This is a genomic window from Escherichia sp. TW09308, assembly GCF_000208565.1.
Lineage (GTDB): Bacteria > Pseudomonadota > Gammaproteobacteria > Enterobacterales > Enterobacteriaceae > Escherichia > Escherichia marmotae.
Genome location: NZ_AEME01000001.1, coordinates 2,561,613 through 2,580,519, shown reverse-complemented (window position 1 = coordinate 2,580,519; position 18,907 = coordinate 2,561,613). Strand labels below are relative to the sequence as shown.

The 18,907-nt window shown below is 53.3% G+C and carries 19 protein-coding genes and 2 pseudogenes; 12 read left to right on the top strand and 9 right to left on the bottom strand.

The genetic code is table 11. The features are described 5' to 3' along the window. Positions 1-45: 45 nt before the first annotated feature. Positions 46-677: pseudogene (pphB, locus tag ESM_RS01000000124805) on the bottom strand (protein-serine/threonine phosphatase). Positions 678-769: 92 nt separating this feature from the next. Between pphB and ESM_RS0112325 the strand changes: the two are divergent. Continuing rightward, positions 770-1,303 carry a hypothetical protein gene (locus ESM_RS0112325; protein ID WP_000946997.1) on the top strand — a complete coding sequence of 178 codons (534 nt, stop codon included), beginning with the start codon at positions 770-772 and terminating at the stop codon, positions 1,301-1,303. 41 nt (positions 1,304-1,344) lie between these two features. Here ESM_RS0112325 and mutS read toward each other — a convergent pair whose 3' ends face one another. Beyond that, the gene (gene mutS, locus ESM_RS0112320) at positions 1,345-3,906 is read right to left on the bottom strand and encodes a DNA mismatch repair protein MutS (RefSeq protein ID WP_000110913.1); all 2,562 of its coding nucleotides are present in this window, start codon (positions 3,904-3,906) and stop codon (positions 1,345-1,347) included. 75 nt (positions 3,907-3,981) lie between these two features. Here mutS and ESM_RS1000000128820 point away from each other — a divergent pair. Beyond that, positions 3,982-4,151 (top strand): annotated as a pseudogene (locus ESM_RS1000000128820) (hypothetical protein). A gap of 31 nt (positions 4,152-4,182) precedes the next feature. Continuing rightward, positions 4,183-4,527 (top strand): nitrous oxide-stimulated promoter family protein, encoded by a 345-nt coding sequence (locus ESM_RS0112315; protein WP_000015482.1) that lies wholly within the window; start codon positions 4,183-4,185, stop codon positions 4,525-4,527. Positions 4,528-4,567: 40 nt separating this feature from the next. Here ESM_RS0112315 and ESM_RS0112310 read toward each other — a convergent pair whose 3' ends face one another. The 7 genes from ESM_RS0112310 to hypA form a co-directional block, all read right to left on the bottom strand. Next, positions 4,568-4,996, bottom strand: a complete 429-nt coding sequence (locus ESM_RS0112310) for a TOBE domain-containing protein (RefSeq protein ID WP_001516948.1) — start codon at positions 4,994-4,996, stop codon at positions 4,568-4,570. 44 nt (positions 4,997-5,040) lie between these two features. Continuing rightward, complete coding sequence (gene flhA / locus ESM_RS0112305; RefSeq protein ID WP_010378444.1) at positions 5,041-7,119, bottom strand: formate hydrogenlyase transcriptional activator FlhA; 2,079 nt, start codon at positions 7,117-7,119, stop codon at positions 5,041-5,043. Positions 7,120-7,192: 73 nt separating this feature from the next. Further along, positions 7,193-8,203 carry a hydrogenase maturation carbamoyl dehydratase HypE gene (hypE, locus tag ESM_RS0112300; protein WP_001059917.1) on the bottom strand — a complete coding sequence of 337 codons (1,011 nt, stop codon included), beginning with the start codon at positions 8,201-8,203 and terminating at the stop codon, positions 7,193-7,195. Then, positions 8,200-9,321 carry a hydrogenase formation protein HypD gene (hypD, locus tag ESM_RS0112295; protein WP_001212982.1) on the bottom strand — a complete coding sequence of 374 codons (1,122 nt, stop codon included), beginning with the start codon at positions 9,319-9,321 and terminating at the stop codon, positions 8,200-8,202. The genes hypE and hypD overlap by 4 nt, the downstream gene beginning before the upstream one ends. Then, positions 9,321-9,593: a hydrogenase 3 maturation protein HypC gene (hypC, locus tag ESM_RS0112290; protein WP_000334875.1), complete on the bottom strand. Its 273-nt coding sequence runs from the start codon at positions 9,591-9,593 to the stop codon at positions 9,321-9,323. The genes hypD and hypC overlap by 1 nt, the downstream gene beginning before the upstream one ends. Then, complete coding sequence (hypB, locus tag ESM_RS0112285; RefSeq protein WP_000337678.1) at positions 9,584-10,456, bottom strand: hydrogenase nickel incorporation protein HypB; 873 nt, start codon at positions 10,454-10,456, stop codon at positions 9,584-9,586. The genes hypC and hypB overlap by 10 nt, the downstream gene beginning before the upstream one ends. Positions 10,457-10,459: 3 nt before the next feature. Continuing rightward, positions 10,460-10,810: a hydrogenase maturation nickel metallochaperone HypA gene (gene hypA / locus ESM_RS0112280; protein ID WP_001516945.1), complete on the bottom strand. Its 351-nt coding sequence runs from the start codon at positions 10,808-10,810 to the stop codon at positions 10,460-10,462. A 212-nt stretch (positions 10,811-11,022) separates the two neighbouring features. On the opposite strand from hypA, the gene hycA reads away from it, so the two are divergent. The 9 genes from hycA (at position 11,023) to hycI (ending at position 18,885) form a co-directional block, all read left to right on the top strand. Next, positions 11,023-11,484, top strand: coding sequence for a formate hydrogenlyase regulator HycA (hycA, locus tag ESM_RS0112270; protein WP_000158067.1), 462 nt, complete (start codon positions 11,023-11,025; stop codon positions 11,482-11,484). A 124-nt stretch (positions 11,485-11,608) separates the two neighbouring features. Then, the gene (hycB, locus tag ESM_RS0112265) at positions 11,609-12,220 is read left to right on the top strand and encodes a formate hydrogenlyase subunit HycB (RefSeq protein WP_001079169.1); all 612 of its coding nucleotides are present in this window, start codon (positions 11,609-11,611) and stop codon (positions 12,218-12,220) included. After that, a complete protein-coding gene (gene hycC / locus ESM_RS0112260) occupies positions 12,217-14,043 on the top strand; it encodes a formate hydrogenlyase subunit 3 (RefSeq protein WP_001274366.1) in 1,827 nt (608 codons plus the stop codon). Before hycB ends, hycC begins: the two co-directional genes overlap by 4 nt. Positions 14,044-14,045: 2 nt before the next feature. After that, positions 14,046-14,969 (top strand): formate hydrogenlyase subunit HycD, encoded by a 924-nt coding sequence (gene hycD, locus ESM_RS0112255; RefSeq protein ID WP_000115207.1) that lies wholly within the window; start codon positions 14,046-14,048, stop codon positions 14,967-14,969. Positions 14,970-14,986: 17 nt separating this feature from the next. Next, entirely contained in the window at positions 14,987-16,696 is a 1,710-nt protein-coding gene (gene hycE, locus ESM_RS0112250) for a formate hydrogenlyase subunit HycE (RefSeq protein WP_001288146.1), read from the top strand. Positions 16,697-16,705: 9 nt separating this feature from the next. Next, positions 16,706-17,248 (top strand): formate hydrogenlyase subunit HycF, encoded by a 543-nt coding sequence (gene hycF, locus ESM_RS0112245; RefSeq protein ID WP_000493799.1) that lies wholly within the window; start codon positions 16,706-16,708, stop codon positions 17,246-17,248. Continuing rightward, the gene (gene hycG, locus ESM_RS0112240; RefSeq protein WP_000067394.1) at positions 17,248-18,015 is read left to right on the top strand and encodes a formate hydrogenlyase subunit HycG; all 768 of its coding nucleotides are present in this window, start codon (positions 17,248-17,250) and stop codon (positions 18,013-18,015) included. The genes hycF and hycG overlap by 1 nt, the downstream gene beginning before the upstream one ends. After that, on the top strand, positions 18,012-18,422 hold the full coding sequence (hycH, locus tag ESM_RS0112235) for a formate hydrogenlyase assembly protein HycH (RefSeq protein ID WP_001291934.1): 411 nt from the start codon (positions 18,012-18,014) through the stop codon (positions 18,420-18,422). Before hycG ends, hycH begins: the two co-directional genes overlap by 4 nt. Then, positions 18,415-18,885, top strand: a complete 471-nt coding sequence (gene hycI / locus ESM_RS0112230) for a hydrogenase maturation peptidase HycI (RefSeq protein WP_000132959.1) — start codon at positions 18,415-18,417, stop codon at positions 18,883-18,885. Before hycH ends, hycI begins: the two co-directional genes overlap by 8 nt. Positions 18,886-18,907 lie beyond the last annotated feature (22 nt).

Below are 18,907 nucleotides of genomic sequence, written 5' to 3'. Positions count from 1 at the left end.
TGAAATAAAACCGGGATACTCATGCTTCACAGAGGAAGCATGAGATTACTTTATTTTATAAAACGATAACCGTCCGCTTTTCGGTGAGCCGGTATCAATATAAATCTGGTTAGCGAACGTCTGAATGTTATCAAACATCATATGACCAAAGATAAAGCGGTCGGCACCGTTTATTTTTTGTGATTCGCCTTTAAGCGATTTCTGCACGCGATCAACAGGCCAGAGTAATTCACTTTCCGCTATTTCTTTACCAAACTGATATTTATCTCCTGGGTAATCCGCATGTGCGATGATATATTTTATATTATCGTTATCTAATTCAATAATATGGGGAAGATGATGAAAACGAAGCAACAGATCTATTGCCTCTTTTTGTTCCGTCTTATTTAAATCGAAAAACCAGTCACCGCCACTGGCCAGCCACATATTGCCATCGCCAGTCGCGAATGCATCAAGAGCCATCGCTTCGTGGTTGCCCTTAACAGGCGTAGTACGTTAAGACTCTCCGCCCCACGATCAATATTATCGCCTGTAGAAATAAGTAAGTCTGTTTCGGGACAAAAAGATAATTGATGTAAGCGGGATTGTAATAATTGATAGTCACCATGAATATCACCAACGGCCCATATATGGCGATAGTTATGAGCATCAATTTTTTGATAGCGGGTGGTAGACATTTGCATAGACTCAAAATTATAGCAATGTATTATTATACCCGACCAGAGTGTCGAAGTCTTTGGAGTAATAAATTACAAAAGGATGTTTTAAGATGCTTAGATATTTTTATGCTTTCCTGTTAGCTTTCTGTTTTTTTACATCTAATGTACAAGCTGCTTCTATAGAAGAAATAAATCGTTTTGAAAAACTTATAACTGAAGGTGATGTAGTTAAGTGTACAACAGATTTCAGTGTGACGGAGAATAACGAAAAATATCAACTTAGCATTTTGGGAATAATGAAAGTCATTTACTCGGTAGAAAATGAAAAACGCTACCACACGACACAATATTATCATTTAAATGGTTCCACAATATCCTTTGTCCGCCATGAGATGGATATCATTGTTACTCATGAAAAATCGAAGATAAAAGAAGAGATTGTACCTGACAGTGTAAAGGTATTTTATCCGTTAGCACCAGAGCAAGAAGCGATCTTAGCAGAAGCTGCACGGAAAACTGCCCCCGTGTTTATTGATCATGAAGATATCACATTTACGACATTTCCTGATTACCAGGTGAAAGTGAAATATCCCTCTATTTCAGATGTGGTGACTCAGTATTGCCGGGTGCAAATGAAAAAGTAGTGAATCAACCCGACGGCATAGTGCCGTCGGGAATATCAGGTTTACACCAGACTCTTCAACCGATAAATCCACTCCAGCGCCTGACGCGGGGTCAGTGAATCTGGATCGAGATTTTCCAGTGCTTCGACTGCTGGCGAGGTTTCTTCCGGTAATGACAGCAAAGACATCTGCGTACCATCAACCTGCGTAGCGGCCGCATTAGGTGAAATGCTCTCCAGCTCACGCAGTTTCTGCCGCGCGCGCTTGATTACCTCTTTTGGTACGCCCGCCAGCGCAGCAACCGCCAGACCGTAGCTCTTACTTGCCGCGCCGTCCTGCACACTGTGCATAAAGGCAATCGTGTCGCCGTGCTCCAGTGCATCAAGATGCACGTTCGCCACGCCTTCCATTTTCTCTGGTAGCTGTGTCAGTTCGAAATAGTGGGTGGCAAACAGTGTCAACGCTTTAATCTTATTCGCCAGATTTTCCGCACACGCCCACGCCAGCGACAGACCATCGTAAGTGGACGTCCCGCGACCAATCTCATCCATCAACACCAGACTGTACTCGGTGGCATTATGCAGAATATTGGCGGTTTCGGTCATTTCCACCATAAAGGTTGAACGCCCGGAAGCCAGATCATCCGCCGCGCCGACGCGGGTGAAGATACGGTCAATCGGACCAATTTCCACGCTTTGTGCCGGTACATAACTGCCGATATAGGCCATCAGCGCAATCAACGCGGTCTGGCGCATATAGGTACTTTTACCGCCCATGTTCGGACCGGTAATGATCAACATGCGGCGCTGTGGCGACAGATTCAGCGGGTTAGCGATAAACGGCTCATTCAGTACCTGTTCAACCACCGGATGGCGACCTTCGGTAATGCGAATACCGGGTTTATCAATAAAGGTCGGGCAGGTGTAGTTCAGGGTATAGGCACGTTCTGCCAGGTTAACCAGCACGTCGAGTTCTGCCAGTGCGCTCGCACTCTGTTGCAACGCTTCCAGATGCGGCAGCAGCAGGTCAAACAACTCTTCATAAAGCTGTTTTTCCAGCGCCAGTGCTTTGCCTTTTGAGGTGAGGACTTTGTCTTCGTACTCTTTCAGCTCCGGAATAATGTAGCGTTCAGCGTTTTTCAGCGTCTGGCGGCGCATGTAGTTAATCGGTGCCAGATGGCTTTGCCCACGGCTGATTTGAATGTAATAGCCGTGCACCGCGTTAAAACCAACTTTCAGCGTGTCCAGGCCGGTACGTTCACGCTCGCGGACTTCCAGACGCTCCAGATAATCGGTCGCGCCGTCAGCCAGCGCGCGCCACTCATCCAGCTCTTCGTTATAGCCCGGTGCGATAACACCCCCGTCGCGCACCAGTACCGGCGGCGTGTCGATGATTGCCCGCTCCAGCAGATCGCGCAGTTCGGCAAATTCGCCCATTTTCTCACGCAGCGCCTGTACCGGTGCACTATCGACAGTTTCTAACTGTGCGCGCAGTTCCGGCAGTTGCTGGAAGGCGTGACGCATGCGAGCAAGATCGCGTGGGCGAGCGGTACGTAACGCCAGTCGTGCCAGAATACGCTCCAGATCGCCCACCTGCCGCAGTACCGGCTGTAATTCGGCGGTGAAATCCTGCAATGCGCCGATGGTCTGCTGGCGCTCAAGCAACACGCGAGTGTCGCGCACTGGCATATGTAGCCAGCGTTTCAGCATACGGCTACCCATCGGCGTGACGGTGCAGTCAAGCACGGAAGCCAGCGTATTTTCCGCGCCACCCGCCAGATTCTGGGTGATTTCCAGATTACGGCGCGTCGCAGCATCCATAATGATGCTGTCCTGCTCGCGTTCCATCGTGATAGAGCGGATATGTGGCAAGGTTGTGCGCTGGGTATCTTTTGCATACTGCAACAGGCAACCAGCGGCACAAAGACCGCGTGACGCATTTTCAACACCAAAACCTACCAGATCGCGCGTGCCAAATTGCAGGTTTAACTGCTGGCGCGCGGTGTCGATTTCAAACTCCCACAGCGGGCGACGGCGCAGGCCGCGACGACCTTCAATTAACGACATTTCAGCAAAATCTTCTGCGTACAGCAGTTCCGCCGGATTGGTGCGTTGCAGTTCTGCTGCCATCGTTTCGCGGTCAGCCGGTTCGCTCAGACGAAAACGCCCGGAACTGATATCCAGCGTCGCGTAACCGAAACCTTTACTGTCCTGCCAGATAGCCGCCAGCAGGTTGTCCTGGCGCTCCTGCAACAGGGCTTCATCGCTGATAGTACCCGGCGTGACGATACGGACAACTTTGCGCTCAACGGGCCCTTTGCTGGTCGCCGGATCGCCAATCTGTTCACAAATAGCGACGGATTCGCCCTGATTTACCAGTTTGGCAAGATAGTTTTCTACCGCGTGATAGGGGATACCTGCCATCGGGATTGGCTCACCCGCGGAAGCGCCACGTTTAGTCAGCGAAATATCCAGCAGTTGCGACGCCCGTTTCGCGTCGTCATAAAACAGCTCGTAAAAGTCACCCATCCGGTAGAACAGCAGGATCTCCGGATGCTGTGCTTTCAGCTTGAGATACTGCTGCATCATAGGCGTATGGGCTTCGAAATTTTCTATTACACTCATGGAGTTAGGTCCGGTTCCCTGATGTTAAATGTGGTGTGATGGTTTTTATTTTCGTTGTAATCACATAAGGCGCACATGATACCGGAGTTAATCATTTCAGGGGAAGACGCGAACGGTGAGTTCTTGATGCTGGTTCCGGGAAAGATGCTGTTTTGCAGCTTTTGCGTGTTGATTATGAAAACATTGCGTTGGTTGAAGAAACCTCCTCCTTCAGAGCCATAGTCCCCTTTAAAATTAAGTTGTAATATAAATGCACCTTAAGAGTGTGGAGGCAGCATGTCCGGCAAGCGTATCTCTCGTGAAAAACTGACGATTAAAAAAATGATCGATCTTTATCAAGCGAAATGCCCGCAGGCGTCAGCGGAGCCGGAGCATTACGAGGCGTTGTTTGCTTATGCGCAAAAACGGCTGGATAAATGTGTGTTTGGCGAAGAGAAACCGGCCTGTAAGCAGTGTCCGGTGCACTGTTATCAGCCTGCGAAACGTGAAGAGATGAAGCAGATTATGCGTTGGGCGGGGCCGCGAATGCTGTGGCGTCATCCGATCTTAACCGTGCGTCATCTGATTGATGACAAGCGTCCGGTGCCGGAACTGCCAGAAAAATATCGCCCGAAGAAATAAATTTGCCGGAGGAGTTTATATTCTCCGGCAAATACGGCGCTTACGCTTTGGTCGCAATCAGGATTGCTGATGCCTTGATCAACGCAATAACGCGCGAGCCAGCGGTGAGTTTCATCTCATCCTGGCTTTCATTTGTTACCACCGCCACAATTTCAAAACCCGCATCCGTTTTGATATGGACAGTGGCATTCACTGCGCCTTCGGTGATTTTCGACACGCTGCCAGCAAACTGGTTGCGAGCGGAGAATTTCAGTCCACAGTCTTCCGTTGCCAGCGTTACCCACGGGGCTTTAATCAGGGCAATCGCTTCTTTCCCTTTTGCCAGCCCCAGGGCTTGCTGACTGCTGTGGGTCACAATCGCCACCAGCTTAGCGCCACCTGCCAGCGTCAGTTCTACTTCATCATTCACCGCGCCCATTGCTACTGCGCTAACGGTTCCGGTTAATTGATTTCTTGCTGAAACTGCCATACTGCCTCCTTTCATTGAATGTTGACTGAGTATAACTAAATCTGTCAAACCAATGCCGCTTTATCAATTCCCAGCCGTTTCATCCGTGACAGCAGGGTGGTGCGTTTTAGCCCCAGACGTTGTGCAGCTCCTTTCGGCCCCGCGACTACACCATTGGTCTCTTTCAGTACACGGACAATCAGTTGATATTCATCTTCACCTTCCTGGGCGACGACCGTCGCGGCAGGCGGCGTTTCAGGTTCCGGTAGTGAGATATCGGGTAAAGAGAGTTGTAGAACGTTACCGCGAGTCAGCAGCACCGCGCGCTCAATGACATTTTCCAGTTCGCGGACGTTACCCGGCCATTCCATGTTGCTCAATATGCGCAGAGTCTCGGCTGGAATACTGTCAATATTGCGCCCCAGACGGCGGGCTATTTTGAAGGTGAAGGCTTTCGCCAACAGCGGAATATCTTCCGGACGCTCGCGTAGCGGTGGCAGATGAATCGGGAAGACATTCAGGCGGTAATAGAGATCGCTACGGAACTCACGGTCAGCGACCATTTTTTTCAGATCGCGGTTAGTCGCGGCGATTAAACGCACGTCCGTCTGAATAATTTTGTTGCTGCCGAGGCGTTCAAACTCCTGTTCCTGCAACACGCGCAGTAGCTTCGGCTGTAACTCCAGCGGCATATCACCCACTTCATCGAGGAACAGCGAGCTTTTATCCGCCAGTTCAAAACGACCGATGCGCTGGGTGCTGGCACCAGTAAAGGCGCCACGCTCATGACCAAACAGATCGCTTTCCAGCAATCCGGCAGGCATGGCGGCGCAGTTCATTTTCACCATTCGACGACCGTTACGCTCACTCAGATTGTGAATTACGCGGGCTATCAGCTCTTTTCCTGTGCCAGTTTCACCAAGAATGAGTACGGTGCTGTCGCTTTGCGCCACCATCTCAACCTGTTTGAGCACGCTATACATGGCTTCGCTGCGACCAATAATCTCGCCAAATTCACTATCCACATTGTTGAGTTGTTCTGTCAGGGCGAGGTTTTCATCAACCAGCCGCTCTTTCAGACGGTGGATTTCCTGGTAGGCAAGAGCATTATCCACGGCAATCGCCACACGTTCGGCAATCTGGCGCAGTAAACTCAGGTTGGTGGTGGTAAAGGTTTTCTCTTCACACTGTGCCAGTTTCAATACGCCCAGCATGGTATTACCAGACATCAATGGTAGCAGGCACAACGTCTGGATCTGGTTTCCCCAGGTGTCGAACAGCATGCGTTCGTAGGGGGCTAAATCATCTCGTTCGTGGAGATTAATCAGCAGCATCTCTTTGCTTTTAAATACGCGCTCGGTGAGGGTTCCGGCCTCATCAACTTCACTCTGTTCGTGAGTGGGATGCTGTTTATCAAGATAATGAGTGGAGTAAACGTTGAGTTTGTTTTTACGATGACTGCGTAAGACGATACTGATATCGTCGATATCGAAGTAGTAGTGGATCTCTTTCGCCACTTCGCTGACCAGTTCGTCCATGTCCAGGCGGGAGAGTACCGCATTGGTGATGGCGACCAGAATGCGGAAGTTATCCCGTTCCCGACATAACAGTTCGTAGTCGACGTTGTTGATGACGCGGCTCTGAATTTGCTCGGTGACAACAGAAACAATCTGCGTAAATGTTTGCAGGCGATTGAACTCTTTTTCGCTCCACGGGCGATCGTCATAACGAATAAATTCACAGCCACCAAAAATATGCCCTTCCGCTGCCTGTGGCATCAGGCAATAGTGACCAAATTTGGGATATAAACCGCTTGTGGCCAGTTGTGGCCAGGTTTCACAAAATTCTTCGTAGCTGCAATGCAGCGTATCAGGACGCGACAAAATGCTGCGCACCGGCCCATGCGCCAGAACGGTTTCGTCTTCGTATTTTATTGGGGGTTCTTTGTCACGCGACGCGTAATAAGTCGCACGTTGAGTCTGCGCTTGCCACAACACAATCGCCGCGTTGTCAGCGAGCGCAGAACGCTTTACCAGTTGCGAAAGAGCCTCACACAGCGAGGCCAGATCGGGCTGCTGCAATAGTGTCCGAGTGATGTCGAACAACCCTTGTTGCCCGAGATCACTCATCGGTGTATACGACATGTTGTTCTTCCAGGAAAGCACCGCTAAGCGGTGCAAAAGGTAAATGACAAATTAAAGGAGCTTTAGATTTTTATTAGCATATACGAGGCAGCGGTTCGGCGTGTGGTAGATCGAGAGTTCGTTTCACACCATAAAGCCCTGCAAGACGAACACCTTTACGTTCCACCACTTCGCCAATTAACGCAGCATCCTGTCCCAGTGGATGGGAATGCAGCGCCGCCAACACTTGCTCTGCCGCGTTACGCTCTACGGCGATCACCAGCTTGCCTTCGTTGGCAAAGTTGAGGGCATCCAGTCCCAGCAGTTCGCAAACGCCGCGCACGGCAGGTTTAACCGGCAGTGCAGCTTCTGAAAGTTCAATACCGCAACCGCAGGCTGCCGCGAATTCATGAACCACCGCGTTCACTCCACCGCGGGTGGCATCGCGCAGCGCCTTCACGCCGGGAATGTCACGCAGTGTCTGAATCAGAGGCGTCAGCACTGCACAGTCGCTGACCAGTTCGCCATCCAGCCCCAGTTGCTCACGCAGGTTAAGGATAGTTGCACCGTGGTCACCGAGCGTACCGCTAACCAGCAATACATCGCCTGCGGTCAGAGTTTGTGCGCCCCAGTGAATATTCGCCGGGATTGCGCCCATTCCTGCGGTGTTGATAAACAATTTGTCTGCAGCACCGCGTTGTACCACTTTGGTATCGCCAGTCACAATGGCAATGCCAGCCGCGCGGGCGGTTTCTGCCATGCTGGTGACGACCGCTTTTAGCGTCTCCATCGGCAACCCTTCTTCAAGGATAAAACCACAGGAGAGATAACGTGGAATTGCGCCGCTGACCGCAACGTCATTCGCCGTACCACAAATCGCCAGCTTGCCAATATTGCCACCAGGGAAGAATAGCGGGTCAATGACGTAGCTGTCGGTGGAGAAGGCCAGACGGTCGCCTTCCGCCACCAGTTGCGCCAGGTCAAGACGTGCCTGATCTTCCTGTTCCGCCAGCCACGGATTGGCAAAAGCTTCCATAAACAGGCTATTGATTAATTGCTGCATCGCCTGGCCGCCGCTGCCGTGGGCGAGTTGGATATTATTCACGCTTCACTCTCCTGCTGACGATACTGATACCACGCTGCACAGGCTCCTTCGGAGGAAACCATCAGCGCACCGAACGCGGTTTGAGGATTACAGGTGTTCCCAAATAACGGGCATTGATGCGGCTTACATTTGCCCGTCAATACTTCGCCACAGCGCGCGCGCGGATCATCGCAAACCTGCTGCGGAGCCGGGCGGAAATGCGCTTCAGCGTCAAACCGCTGATAGTCCGGCGTCAGGTGCACGCCAGAAGATTCAATCACGCCCAGTCCGCGCCATTCGCTGTCACCGTTAACGCAGAACACATCAGCAATCGCCTGTTGCGCCAGCAGATTACCGGCATCAGGTACTACCCGGCGATACTGATTCTCTACCTTGCTGTGAGCCGCTATTTTCTGCTCTACCAGCATCACTACGCCTTGTAGTAGATCAAGTGGTTCGAATCCAGCGACCACCAGCGGACGATGAAAATCGCTGGCGATAAAATTATAGGCGTCGGTGCCGATAACCATACTGACGTGGCCCGGCGCGAGGAACGCATCAATGCCATTGTCGGGTTGTTCCAGCAAACTGCGCAGAGTCGGGATCAGCGTAATGTGCTGGCAGAAGAAGTAAAAGTTCTGCACATCGCGGGCTTTCGCCTGTTGCAGAGTGATGGCGGTGGTCGGCATGGTGGTTTCAAACCCTAAGCCGAAGAACACCACTTTGCGGGTTGGGTTCTCCTGCGCCAGTTTCAACGCATCCATTGGTGAGTAGACAATACGCACATCGGCACCGCGCGCTTTTGCCTGTAGCAGCGACCCCTGTTTACCGGGTACGCGCATGGCGTCACCAAAGGTACAGAAGATGACTTCCGGATGGCTGGCAATTTCTACGCAAGTGTCGATTCTGCCCATCGGCAGTACGCACACCGGGCAACCCGGGCCGTGGATAAACTCAACGTTTTCCGGCAGCAACTGGTCGAGACCGAATTTAAAGATGGCGTGGGTATGGCCGCCGCATACTTCCATAATGCGCAGTGGGCGCTCGGCGGTGTAAGAGAGATGTGAAGCACGTTCGCGCAGATGTTCAATTAACTGCATCACCTGTTCCGGCGCGCGATATTCATCAACAAAACGCATTATTTTTCCTCGCCATACAACAGCGCGCCGACATCCGGCTCAACGTCAAACATATTTTGTAAGGCGTCGAGGGTGTCGCGCGCTTCGGCTTCATTAATTACGCTCATGGCAAAGCCAACGTGAACCAGTACCCACTGACCCACGCGTGGCTGACCGTTTTCATCGCAACTGCCGACTAACGTTAAATCGACATCGCGTTGAATGCCGCAGATGTCGACCTTCGCCTGGTTGCCGTCAATGGTGCGAATCTGGCCGGGAACGCCTATGCACATCGCTGTGTCTCCAGCCAGTTCAACCACTGGTCCATCCCTTCGCCGCTGGTGGCGGAAATCAGGATGATTTCAATTTCTGGATTGACTTCGCGGGCGCAGGCGATGCATTTCTCAACGTCGAAATTGAGATACGGCAGCAGATCAACTTTGTTGAGCAACATCAGCGAGGCAGCGGCAAACATATGCGGATATTTCAGAGGCTTATCTTCACCCTCAGTGACCGAGAGCACCGCCACTTTGTGTTTTTCACCGAGATCGAAGCTGGCCGGGCATACAAGATTGCCAACGTTTTCGATAAACAGAATACCGTTATCGTCTAATGGCAGACGCGGTGCGGCGTCGGCAATCATCTGTGCGTCGAGATGGCAGCCTTTACCGGTGTTTACCTGAATTGCCGGTGTGCCGGTAGCGCGAATGCGCGCGGCGTCGTTAACTGTCTGCTGGTCACCTTCGATAACCGCACACGGAACGCTATCTTTCAGGCGCATTAAGGTTTCGGTCAGCAGCGTGGTTTTACCGGAACCAGGGCTGGAAACCAGGTTGAGCACCAGTTGGTTGCGGGCAGCAAAGCGTGCGCGATTGCGTTCAGCCAGACGGTTATTTTTGTCCAGCACGTCAATTTCCACCTCCAGCATCCGGCGCTGGCTCATGCCCGGCGCGTGAGTGCCAGCTTCTCCGTGACCGTAATGCAGGTCGCCTTCTTCAGTCTGGCTGGGGGTAAATTCAGGCGCTTTAATGCCGGTGATTTTCATTTTCGGGCGTGCTGCCGGGGCAAAAGGCGCGCTACGAAACGCGGAATGAGGGTTATGTTCATCACCCTCGATATACAGGTTGCCTTCACCGCAACCGCATGTTGTACACATCGCTCACTCCTGGTCTATTTCTATCCGCCGAATCTGTAAACCGTCGTCTGCCACAATACGCAGCATGTCGCCATGACACTGTGGACAGCGGCGGACGCGCTGGGTCAGTAGCGTCACATACTGTTGGCATGTTTCACACCAGCATTCGGCCTCTTGTTCTTCGAGGTGCAGTTTACAACCTTCCGCCACGCTGCCGCGGCAAACCAGATCAAAACAAAAGGCAAGAGAGCTGGTTTCGACACAAGAAAATGCGCCAATTTTGAGCCAGACCCCAGTTACGCGTTTTGCGCCATGCTTTGCGGCCTGCTGTTCGATCAATTCCAGTGCCCGTTGGCAGAGGGTTATTTCGTGCATATCGCCTCCCATTAACTATTGCCAGCTATAAGCAATAATTGTGCCAGCGTTGATTATCGCTGCGGTGAATAATGTCGATGATGTCGAAATGACACGTCGACACGGCGTCGAAATTCAGTGGAATCATAAAAAATACTTAAATAACAATAGATTAAAAATTGGCACAAAAAATGCTTGAGGGCAGGCATCTCTGTTAAACGGGTAACCTGACAATGACTATTTGGGAAATAAGCGAGAAAGCCGATTACATCGCACAGCGGCATCGTCGCCTACAGGACCAGTGGCATATTTACTGCAATTCGCTGGTTCAGGGGATCACGTTATCAAAAGCGCGTTTGCATCACGCTATGAGCTGCGCGCCAGATAAAGAACTCTGTTTCGTTCTTTTTGAGCATTTTCGAATTTACGTCACCCTCGGGGATGGTTTTAACAGCCACACCATCGAGTACTACGTTGAAACGAAAGACGGCGAAGATAAACAGCAGATTGCACAGGCTCAGTTGGGCATTGACGGCATGATTGATGGCAAGGTCAACATCCGCAATCGCGAACAAGTGCTGGAACACTATCTCGAAAAAATCGCTGGCGTTTACGACAGCTTATACACCGCCATTGAAAACAATACCCCGGTGAATTTAAGCCAACTGGTAAAGGGACAAAGCTCGGCAGCATGAGCTGAGGCTTTGCCTGTGTTGCAGGCGTCATGCCTGTTTGGGGATGGGCGTGTCGATGAGTGTCGAAAATGACATTTCATCGGCATGTTTTCGTCAAAAATGACAATCACCTGAGGAATGCCTGGTGAATCGTTTTGTAATTGCTGACTCCACGCTCTGTATCGGCTGCCACACCTGTGAAGCAGCCTGTTCAGAGACGCATCGCCAGCACGGCCTGCAATCTATGCCGCGCCTGCGAGTGATGCTGAATGATAAAGAATCTGCACCGCAGCTTTGCCATCACTGCGAAGATGCGCCCTGTGCGGTGGTCTGCCCGGTTAACGCCATCACCCGCGTTGATGGCGCAGTCCAGCTTAATGAAAGTCTGTGCGTAAGCTGCAAACTGTGCGGCATTGCCTGTCCGTTTGGCGCAATCGAATTTTCCGGCAGCCGTCCGCTGGATATTCCGGCAAACGCCAATACCGCGAAAGCGCCACCGGCACCGCCTGCTCCGGCGCGTGTCAGCACGTTGCTTGACTGGGTGCCGGGTATTCGCGCAATCGCCGTCAAATGTGACCTCTGTAGTTTTGATGAACAAGGTCCGGCCTGCGTGCGGATGTGCCCGACCAAAGCCCTGCATCTGGTGGATAACACCGATATCGCCCGCGTCAGCAAGCGTAAGCGTGAGCTGACTTTTAACACGGACTTTGGCGATCTCACCTTGTTTCAGCAGGCTCAAAGTGGAGAGGCTAAATGAGCGCAATTTCACTGATCAATAGCGGCGTGGCGTGGTTTGCCGCCGCCGCTGTTCTGGCATTTCTCTTTTCTTTTCATAAGGCGCTAAGTGGCTGGATTGCCGGGATTGGCGGCGCGGTCGGTAGCCTGTACACGGCTGCTGCAGGGTTCACCGTGCTGACGGGCGCGGTCGGCGTGAGCGGTGCGCTGTCGCTGGTGAGTTTTGATATCCAAATTTCCCCGCTTAACGCGATTTGGCTGATTACCCTTGGTCTGTGCGGCCTGTTTGTCAGCCTCTACAACATTGACTGGCATCGCCATGCGCAGGTGAAATGCAACGGCTTGCAGATCAATATGTTGATGGCTGCCGCCGTGTGCGCTGTCATCGCCAGTAACCTGGGCATGTTCGTGGTAATGGCTGAAATCATGGCCCTGTGCGCGGTGTTCCTCACCAGTAATAGCAAAGAGGGCAAACTGTGGTTTGCGCTGGGGCGTCTTGGCACTTTGCTGCTGGCGATCGCTTGCTGGCTGGTGTGGCAGCGTTATGGCACGCTGGATTTGCGCCTGTTGGATATGCGCGTGCAACAACTGCCGCTCGGTTCCGATATCTGGCTGCTTGGCGTGATTGGCTTTGGCCTGCTGGCCGGGATTATCCCACTGCATGGTTGGGTGCCGCAGGCTCATGCCAACGCCTCTGCGCCAGCGGCAGCGCTGTTTTCCACAGTAGTGATGAAAATTGGCCTGCTGGGTATTTTAACTCTGTCGCTGCTGGGGGGTAACGCACCGCTGTGGTGGGGGATTGCGCTGCTGGTGCTCGGCATGATCACCGCGTTCGTCGGCGGTCTGTATGCACTGATGGAGCACAATATCCAGCGTCTGCTGGCTTACCACACGCTGGAAAATATCGGCATTATCCTGCTGGGGCTGGGCGCTGGTGTAACGGGTATCGCGCTTGAACAACCGGCGCTGATTGCCCTTGGCCTGGTCGGTGGTCTGTACCATCTGCTTAACCATAGCCTGTTCAAAAGCGTACTGTTCCTCGGCGCGGGTAGCGTCTGGTTCCGTACTGGTCATCGCGATATCGAAAAACTGGGCGGAATTGGCAAGAAAATGCCGGTTATCTCCATCGCCATGTTAGTCGGGCTGATGGCAATGGCGGCGCTGCCGCCGCTGAACGGGTTTGCCGGTGAATGGGTTATCTATCAATCCTTCTTCAAACTGAGCAATAGCGGCGCGTTTGTTGCCCGTCTGCTGGGGCCGCTGCTCGCTGTGGGTCTGGCAATTACCGGTGCGCTGGCGGTGATGTGTATGGCGAAAGTCTATGGCGTAACCTTCCTCGGCGCACCGCGTACCAAAGAAGCCGAAAACGCCACCTGTGCGCCGATCCTGATGAGCGTAAGTGTGGTGGCACTGGCGATTTGCTGCGTGATTGGCGGTGTTGCTGCGCCGTGGCTGCTGCCGATGCTGTCTGCTGCTGTACCTCTGCCGCTGGAGCCTGCTAACACCACCGTTTCTCAACCGATGATCACGTTGCTGCTGATTGCCTGCCCGCTGCTGCCATTCATCATTATGGCGATTTGCAAAGGCGACCGTCTGCCGTCACGTTCCCGTGGCGCGGCATGGGTGTGTGGCTATGACCACGAAAAATCAATGGTGATTACTGCTCACGGTTTTGCCATGCCGGTGAAACAGGCGTTTGCGCCGGTGCTGAAACTGCGCAAAGTGCTGAATCCGGTGTCGCTGGTGCCGGGCTGGCAGAGCGAGGGAAGTGCGTTGCTGTTCCGCCGGATGGCGCTGGTTGAACTGGCGGTACTGGTGGTGATTATTGTTTCACGAGGAGCCTGAGAATGAGTGTTTTGTATCCGTTAATTCAGGCGCTGGTGTTATTTGCCGTTGCGCCGCTGCTCTCCGGTATTACCCGCGTGGCGCGCGCCCGTCTGCATAACCGTCGCGGACCAGGCGTGCTGCAGGAGTATCGCGACATTATCAAACTGCTGGGTCGCCAGAGCGTTGGCCCGGATGCCTCTGGCTGGGGGTTTCGCCTGACGCCGTATGTGATGGTGGGCGTCATGCTGACTATCGCCACTGCGTTACCGGTAGTGACCGTCGGTTCTCCGCTGCCGCAACTGGGTGATTTGATCACCTTACTGTATCTCTTCGCTATCGCGCGTTTCTTCTTTGCCATTTCCGGTCTGGATACCGGTAGCCCGTTTACCGCTATCGGCGCGAGCCGTGAAGCGATGCTGGGTGTGCTGGTTGAGCCGATGCTGCTGCTTGGGCTGTGGGTCGCCGCACAGGTTGCCGGTTCCACCAACATCAGCAACATCACCGACACCGTTTATCACTGGCCACTGAGCCAAAGTATTCCACTGGTGCTGGCGCTCTGCGCCTGTGCATTCGCCACCTTTATCGAAATGGGCAAACTGCCGTTCGACCTGGCGGAAGCAGAGCAGGAGTTGCAGGAAGGGCCGCTCTCTGAATACAGCGGTAGCGGCTTTGGCGTAATGAAATGGGGTATCAGCCTGAAACAACTGGTGGTGTTGCAGATGTTCGTCGGGGTGTTTATCCCGTGGGGACAAATGGAAACCTTCACCGCCGGTGGGCTGCTGCTGGCATTGGTGATTGCCATCGTCAAACTGGTGGTCGGTGTACTGGTTATCGCGCTATTCGAAAACAGCATGGCCCGTCTGCGTCTTGATATTACTCCGCGCATGACCTGGGCTGGTTTTGGCTTTGCATTTTTAGCGTTCGTCTCCTTGCTGGCGGCGTGATTAAAGAGAGTTTGAGCATGTCTGAAGAAAAATTAGGTCAACATTATCTCGCCGCGCTGAATGAGGCATTTCCGGGCGTCGTGCTGGACCACGCCTGGCAGACCAAAGATCAGCTTACCGTTACCGTAAAGGTGAACTACCTGCCGGAAGTGGTGGAGTTTCTCTACTACAAACAGGGTGGCTGGCTGTCGGTGCTGTTTGGTAACGACGAGCGCAAACTGAATGGCCATTATGCCGTTTACTACGTGCTGTCGATGGAGAAGGGCACCAGGTGCTGGATAACCGTGCGTGTCGAAGTTGACGCCAACAAACCAGAATATCCGTCCGTGACGCCGCGCGTTCCGGCGGCGGTGTGGGGCGAGCGTGAAGTGCGCGATATGTACGGTTTGATTCCGGTTGGCCTGCCGGATGAACGTCGTCTGGTGCTGCCGGATGACTGGCCGGATGAACTCTACCCGCTGCGTAAAGACAGCATGGATTATCGTCAGCGTCCGGCACCGACCACCGATGCTGAAACCTACGAGTTCATCAACGAACTGGGTGATAAGAAAAATAACGTTGTACCGATTGGTCCGCTACATGTCACTTCTGACGAACCGGGGCACTTCCGTCTGTTCGTCGATGGTGAAAACATTATCGACGCCGACTACCGCCTGTTCTACGTCCATCGTGGCATGGAAAAACTGGCGGAAACCCGCATGGGTTATAACGAAGTGACGTTCCTCTCTGACCGTGTTTGCGGGATCTGCGGCTTCGCCCACAGCACCGCCTACACCACGTCGGTAGAAAACGCGATGGGCATTCAGGTACCAGAGCGTGCGCAGATGATCCGCGCCATTCTGCTGGAAGTGGAACGTCTGCACTCGCATCTGCTCAACCTCGGCCTTGCCTGCCACTTTACTGGCTTTGACTCCGGCTTTATGCAGTTCTTCCGCGTGCGCGAATCCTCCATGAAAATGGCGGAGATCCTCACCGGGGCGCGTAAAACTTACGGTCTGAACTTGATCGGCGGGATTCGTCGCGATCTACTGAAAGATGACATGATCCAGACCCGCCAACTGGCGCAGCAAATGCGTCGTGAAGTGCGGGAACTGGTGGATGTGCTGCTGAGTACGCCAAACATGGAACAGCGCACCGTCGGAATTGGTCGTCTTGATCCAGAAATCGCCCGCGACTTCAGTAACGTTGGGCCGATGGTTCGCGCCAGCGGCCACGCTCGTGATACCCGTGCCGATCACCCGTTTGTTGGTTATGGCTTGCTGCCGATGGAAGTACACAGCGAACAGGGTTGTGACGTTATTTCGCGCCTGAAAGTGCGTATCAACGAAGTCTTTACTTCGCTCAATATGATCGACTACGGCCTGGATAACTTGCCAGGTGGCCCGCTGGCGGTGGAAGGATTCACCTATATTCCACACCGTTTTGCGTTGGGCTTTGCCGAAGCGCCGCGTGGTGATGATATTCACTGGAGCATGACCGGCGACAACCAGAAGCTGTACCGCTGGCGCTGCCGCGCGGCAACCTACGCTAACTGGCCGACTCTACGCTATATGCTGCGTGGCAACACCGTTTCTGATGCACCGCTGATTATCGGTAGCCTCGACCCTTGCTACTCCTGTACCGACCGCATGACCGTGGTCGATGTGCGTAAGAAGAAGAGCAAAGTGGTGCCGTACAAAGAACTTGAGCGCTACAGCATTGAGCGTAAAAACTCGCCGCTGAAATAAGGAATCGCCATGTTTACCTTTATCAAAAAAGTCATCAAAACCGGCACGGCGACCTCGTCTTATCCGCTGGAGCCGATTGCGGTTGATAAAAACTTCCGTGGTAAGCCAGAGCAGAACCCGCAGCAGTGCATCGGCTGTGCGGCCTGTGTCAATGCCTGCCCGTCAAACGCCTTAACGGTTGAAACCGACCTCGCCACTGGTGAGCTGGCGTGGCAGTTCAATCTTGGTCGTTGCATCTTCTGTGGCCGCTGCGAAGAAGTCTGCCCGACAGCGGCGATTAAACTGTCGCAAGAGTACGAACTGGCAGTGTGGAAGAAAGAAGACTTCCTGCAACAGTCCCGTTTCGCGCTGTGCAACTGCCGCGTCTGCAATCGTCCTTTCGCCGTACAGAAAGAGATCGACTACGCCATTGCGCTGCTTAAGCACAACGGCGACAGCCGCGCGGAAAACCACCGCGAAAGCTTTGAGACTTGCCCGGAATGTAAGCGCCAGAAATGCCTGGTGCCGTCCGACCGTATTGAACTGACTCGCCATATGAAAGAGGCCATCTGATGAGCAATTTATTAGGCCCCCGTGACGCCAACGGCATTCCGGTCCCGATGACGGTGGATGAATCCATCGCCAGCATGAAGGCGTCGTTACTGAAAAAAATCAAACGTTCTGCCTACGTTTACCGCGTGGACTGTGGCGGCTGTAACGGCTGTGAAATCGAAATTTTCGCCACGCTTTCGCCGCTGTTCGATGCAGAACGCTTCGGCATTAAAGTCGTTCCGTCCCCGCGTCATGCGGATATTTTGCTATTTACCGGCGCGGTCACCCGTGCAATGCGATCCCCTGCGCTGCGTGCGTGGCAGTCCGCGCCGGACCCGAAAATCTGTATCTCCTACGGTGCCTGCGGTAACAGCGGCGGCATTTTTCACGATCTCTACTGCGTGTGGGGCGGTACAGATAAAATCGTCCCGGTGGATGTCTACATTCCGGGTTGCCCGCCAACGCCTGCCGCCACGCTGTACGGCTTTGCGATGGCGCTCGGTTTGCTGGAACAGAAAATCCACGCCCGTGGCCCCGGCGAACTGGATGAACAACCGGCAGAAATCCTGCACCCGGAAATGGTGCAGCCGCTGCGCGTAAAAGTGGATCGCGAAGCGCGCCGCCTGGCGGGTTACCGTTACGGTCGCCAGATTGCTGATGATTTCCTGACGCAGTTAGGGCAGGGCGAAGAGCAGGTTGCACGCTGGCTGGAGGCGGAAAACGATCCGCGTCTGAACGAGATTGTCAGCCATCTGAATCATGTTGTTGAAGAGGCGCGTATCCGATGAGTGAAAAGGTGGTGTTCAGTCAACTGAGCCGTAAATTTATTGATGAGAACGATGCCACGCCTTCTGAGGCGCAGCAGGTGGTCTATTACAGCCTGGCGATTGGTCACCACCTTGGGGTTATCGATTGCCTGGAAGCGGCGCTTACCTGCCCGTGGGATGAATACCTGGCATGGATTGCGACACTGGAGGCGGGCAGCGAAGCCCGCCGAAAAATGGAAGGCGTGCCGAAATACGGTGAGATCGTCATCGACATTAACCATGTGCCGATGCTGGCCAATGCATTCGATAAAGCCCGGGCAGCGCAAACTTCGCAGCAGAAGGAATGGAGTACAATGCTGTTAAGTATGCTGCATGATATTCATCAGGAAAACGCCATCTATTTGATGGTGAGGAGATTGCGTGACTGACGTTTTACTTTGTGTTGGCAATAGCATGATGGGCGATGATGGCGCGGGCCCGTTGCTGGCAGAAAAGTGCGCCGCCGCGCCGAAAGGTAACTGGGTGGTGATTGACGGCGGTAGCGCACCGGAAAACGACATTGTCGCCATCCGCGAGCTGCGCCCGACACGACTGCTGATTGTCGACGCCACTGATATGGGGCTAAACCCCGGCGAGATCCGCATCATCGACCCGGATGACATCGCTGAGATGTTTATGATGACGACCCATAACATGCCGTTGAATTACCTTATCGACCAATTGAAAGAAGATATTGGCGAAGTGATTTTCCTCGGCATCCAGCCGGATATCGTCGGCTTTTACTACCCGATGACCCAGCCGATTAAAGATGCGGTGGAAACCGTTTATCAACGGCTGGAAGGCTGGGAAGGAAACGGCGGATTTGCGCAGTTAGCGGCGGAAGAAGAGTAGTTCTTCGTTAAGGAGTTCAGGG